Origin of the sequence: Paenibacillus alkaliterrae, from assembly GCF_021532375.1 — a bacterium.
GTDB lineage: Bacteria > Bacillota > Bacilli > Paenibacillales > Paenibacillaceae > Pristimantibacillus > Pristimantibacillus alkaliterrae.
Map to the genome: position 1 here is coordinate 86139 of NZ_JAKGAP010000026.1, position 13083 is coordinate 99221.

The following is a 13083-nucleotide window of genomic DNA, read 5'->3' on the forward strand; positions in this document are numbered from 1 at the left end:
GAGTCATCCATGATGACCAAGGGACAGCCCTTCGTATGTCTTGGAAGCTCATTAATGGTACTCAGTAAAGAATGGTTTTCAGCCAAAAAGCACTTCTTTTTTCGAAAATTCAAACTTTAAAAAAACACTTGCATTTATTTTGGATTCTGTGTAATAATACATCTTGTGTTTAACGAAAAACACGTGCCGTTGTAGCTCAATTGGTAGAGCAACTGACTTGTAATCAGTAGGTTGGGGGTTCAAGTCCTCTCGACGGCACCACCTCTTTTCACGGGACGTAGCTCAGCTTGGTAGAGCACCTGGTTTGGGACCAGGGGGTCGCATGTTCAAATCGTGTCGTCCCGACCATCGTGAACGCATTTCATGTAATCATACATAGAAGAAAGAAGCTTGAGCGATCAAGCATCTTTTTTGTTTATATCGGCTCTCCTCGTTCCAGAAGCAATTGCGCTATTTCATCATATCCGTTCTCTAACGCATAATCCGCTGCGGTACGGTCGGTATCATCGGCAATAGCCGGATCTGCCCCGGCGTCTAATAATAGCTGAACAGATTCGGCGTCGCCATTCGCAGCCGCTGTCATGATTGGTGCCCAGCCTGAGCTGTCCTGAAGATTAGGATTGGCTCCGTGCTCTAGTAAAAAAGCAACGATCTCTAAGCTCTCATTAAATAAAGCAATTGTAAGTGCCGTTTCTTCATAACTATGCTCAACCATATCGGGGTCGGCGCCTGCTGTGATCAAGGATGACGCTATTTCAAGCTCATTGAGTTGAGCGGCCCACATAAGCGCCGTCCACCCTTCCCCATCCGTTACGTTCGGATCCATACCGCCTTCAAGCAAGGCTTCTACCCGCTCTATATCTCCTTCCGAGGCTGCGGCCAACAGTTCATCCGACGATTCTGTTTCCGTAATCGAATCCGCAAACTGAACGATCGCTTTCGAGAATACAACCCCAAGCACGATCGAGCCAACCAATGCAACCATGATAACTAGAAACACAATGGGACCTATTTTGGACGATTTGAAAACGGTCGTCGTAGCGATTCCCGCAAATTGCTGGATAGCATAAATCCGCTTTGGAAGCGGCGGGTGCGTGGACAGCTTCTCCGACAGCCATACGAAGAAACCTCTTTCCTGACTGCTGTGCAGCAAGTATTCCTCACGATCGACGCGCTTATAAAGCGATTTGCCTATCGCTAATATCGTTAAGCCGTTCATTGCCGCGTCGGCATCATTCGTGAAATAAGTCGCCATACGATCACAGGTGTATTCGCATGCTCTAGAATACGCTTCTCCAATAAACGGGAACCATAGAGCGGGAATGATGGCCAACTGCTTCATTATATGATTTCGCTTAATATGGGCAAGCTCATGCGTAATGATAAAAGTCAGCTCCTTGCTCCCGCCCGCTTGTATCAGTTCGAATAAATCCGAATAAAGCACAACCATGTTCCGGCCAAAAAAACGCGATGCGAAGGCATTTAGAATGCCGCTGGACTCCATCACATACACATCAGGAATCACGGCAAAGCCCATCTTCGCACACTGCTCCTGCACCGTCTCGTATACCTCCGGAAATTGCTTTGGCGTTATACGCACCCCGTTCGTTCGAATGCTTGCCATCATTATCGCTTGGGCGAATAAAGGCAGCAAAACAAGAATCGGAATTACAAAAATAAAGATGATCGATACCAGCAACCCTAAGTACACAAAAACGCTGAAAATAAGCGCTAATACAAAATACCGGTCTTCCTTTCTGTGAACAAGCGACGTATTCAAATCATACGAATTCAACTCCAACATTCCCTTCAGAAAACAATACACGCCAAATACACGGAATACCAAAAGCTTTGTATCCCGTATTCAAACGCCCGTTTCTTCCTATACGCTATTGATCAGAGTCATCCCATTTTTTCGAATAGGCTTTCTTCGTGACCCACAAAGTTATCCACGTTAGAAGTACAACGATTATGCCGGAAAAAATCCATACGCCCGCCGGAACGTCCATCTCTATATGCCTCCCTTCATCTTCTCCGTATATTGTACAAGATAATCTTCGTTTATTATCATCAAATCGGTTAACAAATTAGTAACATTTGCTTGAACCTAGTGAACCTCCCCGACTTACTTGTTATCACAAGTTGAAGTCGGGGCTTCTTACCACCAGCATCTTCCATGCACCTTTGTAGAATTGGGTTTGCCAACTCTACTCCATACTCGGAGGTAGGGGTGTCATCGAAGCTGCCTAAGTAAGCAACATGTGTCTTCGCACACATGGGGCGGAACAGCCCATCTACTACTTTTTGCTTACGCAATCCGTAGATACTTCATCTTCGTTTCCACATCGAAATGCAAGATCTCCTCATGCAGCGCCTTACTGAGAATATTCCTTGCACCATGAATATCCCGGTGCTCGTTATATCCGCATGTACAACTGTAATTTCTCGATGAGATCTTCTTTCTCTTCTGGCAGACAGGACATGTCTGACTCGTATACGATTCTTCTACGAGATGGAGCTTTATGCCATGCTGCTCCAGCTTGTACGTCAAATACTGCTCCACTTTACCAAATGACCAGTTCGATAATTTCTGCGCTTGCTTACGAGGGACGCGTTTCTTCTTCCGAGTGTTGCGCTGTATACCTTCCACTTTTCCCACATAGACATCCGATACGGACTGCTCGATACACCAATCCACAAACTTCTTCGTCGTTTTGTGCAGAGCATCTCTGAGCTGCTTGGTGGACTTCGAAAGGATATAACGTTTGGCCCTCTGATATTTCTTCCATTGCCGAGAGCCTTGCTTGCATTTGGACTGCAACCGCTGAATCTCACCTGCCTTTTTGTTTCGCAATCGATGAATGGCGCGTACTTTTCTGCCGGTTACAATCAGGCTTCCTCCATCTTGGCCAAATGCCGCGATGGTATGAATTTCACCCAGATCTACGCCCGCCGCATTCTGCTCACCATACGAATTGCTCTCTTTCCCATCCTCATAAGAGACTGCGAGGTATAATCCGTTATCATAGCAAAGCTCTATTTCTTTGATATGTCCCTCGGGTAGACGAGAGGTATGTACCACAATCGGTTTCTCTCTTGTTCCATGATGATTGCCCATGGATAGTTCGATTTTACCGTTCTCATTGATTTTGAAACCATCTTTTGCCCATTTCGTGTTGTAATGATCTTTTTTCTTGTAGGGATACCGCGAAGTCTTGATCCCTTTTTGCACGGATTGATAAGCGCCAGTTCGAGCAAACACATATTTATGACAGACGGCCTGAATGGACTGACTGTGCAAATGGAATCTGCCTTTGGTTTTCTTCTGAAGCTCCGATTGCGAAATCCATTTCTGATGCTTCATGTAATAATCTTTGGCTAGCTGCAAGCATTCGTTCCACACCTGAGCAGATTCCCGATTACAATCAAATAATCGATCGATATCCCGTTTTGATGCTTGAAAAGGCACAATTTGACCTCGAATCACGGTCATCACCCCCTATCGAACATACGTTTGATAAGTCCATCATACCACACATACGTTCGTATTTGGAGGTATAAATACGAAAATTTCCACAAAAAAACGGTTGTTCATTTTGCTCTTTTCCTACCCGTCTCTTACAGGGGGAATGCATCATTCATCCCCCACCTAAGGAGGAAGGGGACTTCTGACCGATATAGTTAAAAAGCAGGGGCTTCCCCGCTGGTCTAACAAGACCGCGGGAGAACCCCTGCTTTCTTTTACAACGAATTAGCCTTTATGATGAACAACGATATCGATCGGATAACGGCCGGCGTTTCGACCGTATAGGGCAAGACCGCCCTCGACCGCCTCCAGTTGAAGCTTGAAGCTGCGGGAGGCGTTTAGCTTCGCGGTTAGCGTGCTTGGCAGAGTTACCTTGCATAAGTAACCGTAAGAGCCCGCTTCTTCGAACTTGTTGTTGGCCTGCTGATAATGCCAGGATAAAACGCCCTGGCTGTCGGCAGGATTATCCGCCAGCACAATGGTATCCACCAGCTCACCGTCAATACGGACGTTTAGCTTGGACTCATGACGCTCCGTATCGGTCATGTAATACGTGTTCTTATTGTATTCCGGATCTGCAAGCGCGCCGTGCATAAATGAAATGTCAAGCTTCTTCTGCACGCTATCCTCGACGTTCCGCTTGAGCAGACGCTTGGAGCTAGCTTCGAAATAAATCTCGATATCATAGACCGCCGACTGCTCATCTGCCGAAGGCAGCTGAATATCGTAATCGAAATAACCTGTATCTCCGCCATTCGCCTTCTGTTCCTGCAGAGCGTTCCAGCTGTATGGCCACTTACTATCGGAGAAGCTGCTGACCGGTACGCTGACGATCTGACCATCCAGCTCGTAACGACCTTGCACTTCATTGCTCCTTACATCAAAGGTAACGAAATTGCGTGTCACGGTTTTCCCGTCGGCTGTCGACAAACGGACTGCAAACACGGCAACGGCATCTTGCTCAGGCAATGTCATGGATAAAGAAGCCAGCTTGCTAACGCCGTATCCGTTCCATTCCACCGCTTCACTTCCAGAATTCATAACGACACGTCTGCCAAAATGGTCATACCATAGCTCCCATGCCAGCTGCAGCGTTTCACCATGGTAACGGTCAGAGAAGCTTGAACGCAGAAGCTCCAACGTAACTTCAGCTCCTGTATCGAGCGTTTGGCAAGGAGGAGCGTCAATAACGATAAAATCAGGTGAATGCAAATCGGCAACGGTCATGCCCGGTACGAACCACTCGTAGCCGAAATGCTTATCCGAGCCGTCTAATCGGTAGTAGCCGTTGAACTCATTGACGACATCCCGGAATTCGGTAAACACGAAACCGCACATTTTGTCATGACGACGGAATTCGTTCATCATATATCGGTAATGCCACGCTAAGTCGCTGTCGCCCGCGCCCCCTTCGATTCCCCAAACGTTGCCGCACTCGCTGTTCATTAAAGGAGCATCCGATTGCGCGTTTCCGCCAATATAATTGAAGGTAGAGCCGACATAGGTTTTCTCAACTACCCCGGTCACATGATTGCGAAGCTCATTGTAACCATTAATATAGAAATGCCATGTATTGATATCCGATTCCACATGATCATAGTTGCATGGCGAGTTATCCTCCACGATACGGGTCGGGTCAACCTGCTTGGCCCAGCGGTACATATCCCGTACCCACTCCTGCGTCTGCGGCAAGAAGTTATGCGGATGCGTGACGTCAGACGTAAGAGATGCAGCTTCGCTCTCCGTCTTTAGTCCCCATGTTTCGTTAAACATGACCCAGGAGAAAATCGAAGGATGATTGTAATCCCGGTCGATAACCTCGCGAGCTTCACTCTCATAGGATTGGCGGGCTTGCTCGTCCGGGTCCCCCCAGAAGCATGGCATATCCTCCATGACCAATATGCCCAGCTTATCTGCCCAATATAATTTGCGCGGCTCCTCCGGCTTAATATGAATCCGGACGAAGTTAAGGCCCATACGTTTCATGAGGAAAATTTCGTCCTGCATCTCTTGATCAGACGGGTAAGTAAAATAACCAGTCGGATGGAAGGATTGATCCAGCGTTCCGTTCAAATATACAGGCTTGCCGTTTAGCGTGATCCAGCGGTAGCTGCGATCGCCAATGATCGCCGTTCCTATCTCGCGAACTCCAAAATAAGTAGAGATAGAATCTGTTTGTCCGCCGCTCGTCAGTCTTATTTCACCCTCGTAGAGATAAGGCGACTCCGGACTCCACAGCTTGGGATCGGCAATGACGAAGCTTGTCCGGAGTACGTTGTTCCCTTCCGAGAGCTCAACATCGATTCGATGGGAAACCGCGCCATCCTCAAAAGAAAAGGAAAGCTGCGCCTTTCCCGCTTTCTTAGCGACAACACTAGTCGTAACGTCGATCATTCCATCCAAAGACGTATTGAATTTCGCACCGCGCACATAATCTTGCGGACGTGCCTCCAACCAAACAGGCTGCCAGATTCCGCGAATTTCGCCATAGCCCTGCTTGCCGCGAGCCTGATAGTTGTGGTCAAAGTCTTCCGCTCGAACGGTTATGGCGTTCCTGCCTTCCAAAGACCATACATCCGTAACGTCAAACTCAAACGTGCCGTAACCGCCCGAATGGCTGCCGACGACACTCCCGTTTACCCATACATCGCATTTATAATCAACGGCGCCGAAACGAAGGAAAAGTTTCGATCCGGCTGCAGCCGGCGCCCATTCAACCTCCTTGTAATACCAGGCGATTCCTTTGTCATTGCTTCCGATGCCCGATAACGGGCTGGACCAAGAGAAGGGAACCGTAATTTCGGATTTAAACGTATGAGCGTCCGATTTCTCCCATCCGGCAGAAAGTCCCAGATTCTCATGGTCGAATTGAAAGGACCAGCTTCCATTCATATTATACCAATCCGAGCGCTGCCAGTCTGGACGCGGGTATTCTGCCCGAGGAATGTCGGTTTGTGCAGCATTTGCCGTATTTGTTGTCATTTGATGAACACAACCTCTCTCTTTTTGAAAATGGTTAGTCTAATTTTTTAATTAATTTAAAAGTTAATAACAAACGAGAAAAACACCTATTTCGTAATTAGGATACGCCTTAATTAACTTATTTGTCAACTAGCACTTTAAATTATGGCTTGTTATTAATTTTTAAGTTAATCACTGTCTGTTCATCGCGACTTAAAGTGCCGCTTGCTTTTGATTAGGTAAAGATTCTTGTATAATTAGCCTTTATAGATCAGATTTTAAGGAGCCGTCGTATGTCCTATCGAAAATGGAATATCGGAATCGCTATCCTATTCTTTCTCTTCGCCTTTTTGCTTACCAGCTTTTTGTTATCCACTCTGCGCGTCCGAGACCTGCTTCAGCCCCTTTTATCCGAGAGCACGCCTGCAGGCGCAGCCTATCATGTCATGCTGATCGCTCAGGAGGTCGACAATCCGTATTGGCGTTCGATTGAACGAGGAGCGCAGAACGCTTCCGCTGCCTACGGCATGCATCTCGATTATGTCGGTCCGTTCCGCATAAATCCGAATGAACAAATCAAGCTGCTCGAGAAAGCCATTGCATCGAAAGTAGATGCGGTTGTATTGCAGGGTATCAATGATCCGCGATATCGGGCCATTATCGATCAAGCCGTCAGCAAAGGCATACCCATTATTACGATTGATACCGATGAACCGGGAAGTAAGCGGCTGTCATATGTCGGCACTGACAATTTTGCTGCGGGGATACGAATGGGCGAGCTCGTGGCCCAATCGGCTGCAGATCAAGCCAGCATAGCGGTTCTAATCGGAAACGAGCAAGCGCCCAATCAACAGCTTAGACTGGAAGGCTTGCGTGCCGTGATCGAACGTTCGCCTCGGCTTACGATCGTAGATGTTCGTTCCTCGAACATATCCAGGCTGCAGGCTGCAGGAGAAGCTGAAGATATGCTGACCAAACAGCCTAACATCGATTTTATGATTGGACTAAGTGCCTTGGATGGCGTTGGAATAGCGGAGACCGTTAACCGTGTCCGCTCCCGGAAAGTGCAAATTTTTGCATTTGACGACCTGGAGGAAACATTAAATCATGTCCGTAAGGGAGTGATTGAAGCTACTATTATTCAGCAGCCCTACCAAATGGGCTATACGGCTATATCGCAGCTCAATGATTTTTTTCATGGCAAAACGCCGCCAAAGCAGCATTTCACGACTGCCACTGTAGTCGACCAAAGCTCTTTGAACAAGGCTGGAAATGGAGAAAATGACCGATGACGATTCGGACGAAGCTGCTCGTTTTTATACCTTTGCTCGTTCTCCTCGTCAATTCCGTTACCTTTTTTTTGTTCCAAAGCGGCACGAGGGTACAGGAAAGCTATAACCTCATGATGAATCGCATTTTATTGTACAAGCAGTCCGCTCAAGCTGTGGATAACAATCTGCAGCTGTTATATACCTATTTGATCAATCCGGACGAGACGCGCAGACAGCGATTAACAGCGTCCCGAACCGCATTGCGGGAGCATATCGCAAGGCTCCAGGACAACGAGGACCCCGTTCTTCCGTTTAGAACGATAGAGAGCTACATTCATATGATGGATACGTTCTTGGAGCAAGAGCGGGAAGTATTCGATGCGATGGAAAAGCAAGCTCCCCGCGCTGCTTTAGCCGATTATGCGGAAGCGGAGAAAACGGCTGTATTTATCCGCGAGGAGAGTCAGCTTCTTGTCGATAAGGAATTGAGCTTCTATCAACCGATTTATAAGCAAATTCAAGACGAGAACGAACGCATGAACCGATTGGGCGCCGCCGTCCTCTTCATTAACACCTTGATGAGCATCTTGCTTGCCTTATGGATTTCGCGAAGCATAACTTGGCCGGTAAGCCAGCTCGTCGCCCGCGCTAAGCAAATTTCCAAAGGCGATCTGCTCGCTGAGACTCCCCCGCCCCGATCGGGCGATGAGCTCGGTGTATTATCGGGGGCGTTTGATCAAATGTCGAGCGATTTGCTCGTCTTGATCGAGAAGGAAAAGGAAAGCCTGGAGAAGGATCGACTCGTAAAGGAGCTTGAGCTTCAAGCGCTGCAAAGTCAAATTAACCCCCACTTTCTATTCAATACGTTGAATGTGTTGTCCAAGCTGGCGCTTCTGGAAGGAGCGGAGAAAACAAGCGATCTGATCGTATCGATGTCGAATTTGCTCCGGTACAATTTGCGCAACCTGGATCAGCCGGTGACACTGCGGGATGAGCTGGAGCATGTAAAGGAATATTTTACCATTCAGCAAGCCCGTTTCCGTGACCGGATCCGGCTGGAGCTGGCTGTCGAGCAGTCCGCCTTGCAGCAAGCTATTCCTTCGCTGACTCTGCAGCCCATCGTAGAAAATGCATTTCTGCACGGCATTGAACGAATGGAGAAGGATGCTTACATACGTCTCGAAATCGTTCAGGACGATGATGGAATAAAAATCTCGGTATCCGACAATGGCTGCGGCATGAGCGAGGAAGCCAGGCAAGCTTTGCTGCGAATGGAGTCCGGTGCGGAGAAGAAGCTTTCAACGGGTCTGGGTACCAAAAATGTATTCAAACGCCTTCAATTATTTTATGGAGAAGCTGATCTTGTAGCTATCGATAGTGCGCCGGGAAAAGGGACAACAGTCACGATTCGAATCCCCCCGAGAAAGGAAGATGAGTGACTAAAATGTATAGACTGCTGATCGCGGACGACGAGGCGCTGGAGCGCGAAGGCTTGGAATGGATCATACAGCGCATGCTGCCGGACCGATTTCAAATCCTTCATGCGGCAAATGGTCGAATAGCCATCGAGATGTCCGAAGAGTATCGGCCTCATATTATTATGATGGATGTTAACATGCCGGGTATACAAGGTTTGGAAGCCATAAAAGAAATCAAACTTAAGCAGCCCGAAGCAAAATTCGTGCTCGTGACTGCATATGATTCTTTTTCTTATGCCAAGGAAGCTCTCACGCTAGGCGTGAAGGAGTATCTTGTCAAGCCAGCCAAGCGTGAACAGGTCGTCACTGCGTTAGAGCAGCTGCTGAAGGAGCTCGATTTTGAAAAACGCAAGCGTACGGATGAGCTGGAGCTCATTCACAAGCTCTCTCAGCTGATGCCTCTTGCGGAAAATGAGCTGGCCCTTATGCTCATGGTCGATCCAATTACAGGTACGGGCATTGAACAGCTGTCCGAGTGGCTTAGCTTCCCTCTCGATCAAGGCTGCGCAATCGTGATCGCTTTTCCAGAGCATGCTCAAACCGTTCCGAAACCGAAAATATATGATACCATTCGCAGTTTTGCCAAAGCCTATGGAACGAATAGCATCGTCAGCTCTTTGATCGATCGCCATATGGCCGTCTTTTTACGAAAATCGCCTGAAGCAGCCGGGGTCCGTTGGAAGGAAACGACAATGGCATTTGGAGAGGAGCTTTGCGCATTGGCCGCGCGGCAGCTGGATGCAAATATCTCTATCGGCATCGGTATGACTCGAAGCGGCGCGGACGGCCTGCGCAAATCCTACTTTGAGGCGGTATTCGCATCCACCTATTATGAGCAATGCGGGAGAGTATGTCATTTCGACGAGCTGAAGCAAGGAAATGGTGAATCGACATTCAATTCCGGTCCGCAAACTATAAACCCGGAAACCGTTCACCAATCCTATGTCATTTCCGCGATGCAGCGTATTCGCGAGCAGCGTGAGCAGCAAACCGAGACCGTATTAGACCGCGCTAAGAGCTATATTCAGGGAAAATATACCGAGGACCTTTCACTTGAGGAGGTAGCGGATTCTATCCACTTGAATCCGCATTATTTTAGTAAAATATTTAAACAGCAGGTAGGGACGACTTTTATCGATTATGTAACGGCACTCCGAATCAACAAGGCAAAAACGTTGATGGCCATGGGACATATGAGCCTGAAGGAGGTTTGCTTCGAAGTCGGATACAATGATCCGAATTATTTTAGCCGCGTGTTCAAAAAAGTGACGGGAGTAACCCCTTCCGATTACCGAAACCAAACCAGATAAGAAAGAAGTAAAGGTCCGTGTCGGGATGACATGGACTTTTTTGTGCTGCTCCGAACAAGAAAATGCTAGGACGCCGGGATTCGCCGAAATGAAGACGCGCATCCGAATTTAATGCGGAAACAACACAGATAAGTGAAGGTTTTCGCGTGCGGGAATGAACCCGCCGCATGCTATAATGAAAGTCGTTTCAAGGGAAGACAGGAAATCAGAGAGGAGCAATCAACATTGGAAGCAGCGGTAAGCAATAAAAACGAACAAGTAAGCATGAAATTCGTCACGCTTGTTTCGATGGTATCCGCTTTAGGCGGATTATTATTCGGATTCGATACGGCCGTCGTATCGGGAGCAATCGGCTTTATGGAGCAGCATTTTGATTTATCGAAATTACAGGTCGGCTGGGCCGTTTCCAGCTTAATCATTGGCTGTATTATCGGGGCGGCGATGTCCGGCCTATTAAGCGACAGGTTCGGACGCAAAAGAGTGCTGATCGCAGCGGCCATTCTCTTTATTATCAGCTCTATCGGCACCGCAATACCGGAAACATTCTCCGGTTTTGTTATTGCCCGAATGATCGGCGGAATCGGCATCGGCATTACATCCACCCTATGCCCGCTTTATAACGCCGAGATCGCTCCGGCCAAATATCGCGGTCGTCTGGTCGCGTTAAATCAGCTCGCAATTGTTTCCGGTATTTTCCTTACCTATTTCGTCAACTTATGGATTTCAGGAGCTGGCGACGAGGCTTGGGGAATCGCATCCGCATGGCGCTGGATGTTCGGTGTCGGCGCGATTCCGGGCATACTGTTTCTTTTCCTGCTGATCTTCGTGCCCGAAAGCCCGAGATGGCTCATCAAGCAAGGGCGGCCAGCGGAAGCTTTGCCGATATTGCTGCGTATTCATGGCGAAGAGCTGGCCAAAAAGGAAGTCGTCGACATCAAGCATTCATTCGAGCAGGAAAGCGGATCCATTCGCCAGCTGCTTGGTCCCGGGCTGCGTATCGCGTTGATCGTAGGTGTCGGTCTGGCTATTCTTCAGCAAATAACAGGGATTAATGCCGTCATGTATTATGCTCCGGAAATTTTCAAGGAAACCGGTGCGGGAACGAACGCCTCACTGGTCCAGACGATTCTTGTCGGCTTTATCAATTTCCTGTTCACCATAGTAGCCCTGTGGCTTATCGATAAGGTCGGCCGCAAAGCTTTGCTGCTTGCCGGTTCGGCTCTCATGGCAATAAGCCTGCTTGTCATAGGCATCGCTTTCCAGTCGGGACATGCCTCAGGACCTTTTGTGCTGATTTTCATTTTGATCTATGTCGCTTCCTTCGCGATCTCGCTCGGTCCTGTCGTATGGGTCATTATGTCCGAAATATTCCCGAACCGAATCCGCGGCAAAGCAACGGCAATCGCCGCGATGATGTTATGGGCGGCGGACTATGTCGTTTCGCAGTCATTTCCGCCTCTTCTTAGCTCAGCGGGACCTGCGGCCACGTTCTGGATTTACGGCAGCATGGCTGTGCTTGCCTTCTTCTTCACCTGGCGCGTCGTACCTGAGACGAAAGGAAAATCATTGGAAGAAATCGAATCCTTGTGGACTTCCAAAAAACAAGCCGATCCAAAGCTGTCTCCTCAGGCCGATGCTTTGTAACTCCATGGCTGCAGATGTATAATAGGTTTATTATATCAACCTATTAGGAGACAATAACATGGATTTTCGATTAGACTTAATAGAAACGAAAATAGAATTTTTTGAAGCCTATGACTTAAAGACGCTGGAGCTTAAGATCGATCAGCAAATCGAGTCGAACAAAGCGCTGCTGCTCGACGTGTTCAGCATTAATCACCAGGTGGTCTTCAATCCGAAGACCGAGAAAATGCATTACAGCGCCGTTGTCCACTTCAAAGCCAAAAGATAGTTGACCGTATGGCTGCCTCAAATGGTTCGAACAGAACCTTTCGGGGCAGCTTTTTATCTAATAACAATCGTCCCTTAGTTGAATAGTATTTATATATCCCTTGCTTTTTGGAAAAGATCATAAAATAGAAATCTGAAGAGGAGGACAATATTGTAAATGTGGCATGTATGGGAATGTAATCAATGTGGTTCAACCATGACAATAAACTATGATGCAACGGATGAAGATTATTTCAGGATTAAAAATTGCGGTTGTCATTTTGATGGTTTATTAGAGTGGAAATACAACTACGATGAAGAACAAAACACTTCAAATTAATAATGAGGCTGTCCCGAACAGAGGGGCAGCCTCATTCCATTAGGTCAAAGTGTTATGCTTGAAATTATAGTTGCTTCATTACGGGAATTGCTCCTCTTATTTATAGCGGTATTACTTGCATATTGCAATTTATTTTTTTCTTTTCTTATATATAAGTTAATACTAATATAATGCTTTACTTATATACTCGGTTGTGTATAATAATCTATGGAAGGAGCCATTCCTGTAATGAAGTAATTTGAGCTTTGAGCAAAAAAGCGCCACTTGCTATACTAGGAAGCGTTCCGGACAAGAACAAATCCCGTAT

9 protein-coding genes and 2 tRNA genes are annotated in these 13083 nt (G+C 47.4%); 8 read left to right on the top strand and 3 right to left on the bottom strand.

All coding sequences use genetic code 11. The features are described 5' to 3' along the window. Positions 1 to 185: 185 nt before the first annotated feature. Positions 186 to 261 (top strand) — tRNA-Thr (locus L1N85_RS13050). A 10-nt stretch (positions 262 to 271) separates the two neighbouring features. Beyond that, a tRNA-Pro gene (locus L1N85_RS13055) sits at positions 272 to 348 on the top strand. Between the two features lie 67 nt (positions 349 to 415). Here the strand turns inward: L1N85_RS13055 and L1N85_RS13060 are convergent. The 3 genes from L1N85_RS13060 to L1N85_RS13070 all read right to left on the bottom strand — a co-directional run bounded on the left by L1N85_RS13060 (position 416) and on the right by L1N85_RS13070 (position 6508). Further along, positions 416 to 1804 carry a M48 family metallopeptidase gene (locus tag L1N85_RS13060; RefSeq protein ID WP_235238765.1) on the bottom strand — a complete coding sequence of 463 codons (1389 nt, stop codon included), beginning with the start codon at positions 1802 to 1804 and terminating at the stop codon, positions 416 to 418. 504 nt (positions 1805 to 2308) lie between these two features. Beyond that, positions 2309 to 3487 (bottom strand): RNA-guided endonuclease InsQ/TnpB family protein, encoded by a 1179-nt coding sequence (locus tag L1N85_RS13065; RefSeq protein WP_235238766.1) that lies wholly within the window; start codon positions 3485 to 3487, stop codon positions 2309 to 2311. Between the two features lie 264 nt (positions 3488 to 3751). Beyond that, entirely contained in the window at positions 3752 to 6508 is a 2757-nt protein-coding gene (locus L1N85_RS13070) for a glycoside hydrolase family 2 protein (RefSeq protein ID WP_235238775.1), read from the bottom strand. Between the two features lie 272 nt (positions 6509 to 6780). Here L1N85_RS13070 and L1N85_RS13075 point away from each other — a divergent pair, with 272 nt between their 5' ends. The 6 genes from L1N85_RS13075 (at position 6781) to L1N85_RS13100 (ending at position 12776) form a co-directional block, all read left to right on the top strand. Beyond that, positions 6781 to 7779, top strand: coding sequence for a substrate-binding domain-containing protein (locus L1N85_RS13075; protein WP_235238777.1), 999 nt, complete (start codon positions 6781 to 6783; stop codon positions 7777 to 7779). Next, the gene (locus tag L1N85_RS13080; RefSeq protein ID WP_235238779.1) at positions 7776 to 9197 is read left to right on the top strand and encodes a sensor histidine kinase; all 1422 of its coding nucleotides are present in this window, start codon (positions 7776 to 7778) and stop codon (positions 9195 to 9197) included. The genes L1N85_RS13075 and L1N85_RS13080 overlap by 4 nt, the downstream gene beginning before the upstream one ends. A gap of 5 nt (positions 9198 to 9202) precedes the next feature. Then, complete coding sequence (locus L1N85_RS13085) at positions 9203 to 10546, top strand: AraC family transcriptional regulator (RefSeq protein WP_235238828.1); 1344 nt, start codon at positions 9203 to 9205, stop codon at positions 10544 to 10546. Positions 10547 to 10750: 204 nt separating this feature from the next. Then, complete coding sequence (locus L1N85_RS13090) at positions 10751 to 12190, top strand: sugar porter family MFS transporter (protein ID WP_328285207.1); 1440 nt, start codon at positions 10751 to 10753, stop codon at positions 12188 to 12190. Between the two features lie 58 nt (positions 12191 to 12248). Next, positions 12249 to 12458, top strand: coding sequence for a YrzA family protein (locus tag L1N85_RS13095; protein WP_235238789.1), 210 nt, complete (start codon positions 12249 to 12251; stop codon positions 12456 to 12458). 156 nt (positions 12459 to 12614) lie between these two features. Beyond that, a complete protein-coding gene (locus L1N85_RS13100; protein ID WP_235238791.1) occupies positions 12615 to 12776 on the top strand; it encodes a hypothetical protein in 162 nt (53 codons plus the stop codon). Positions 12777 to 13083 lie beyond the last annotated feature (307 nt).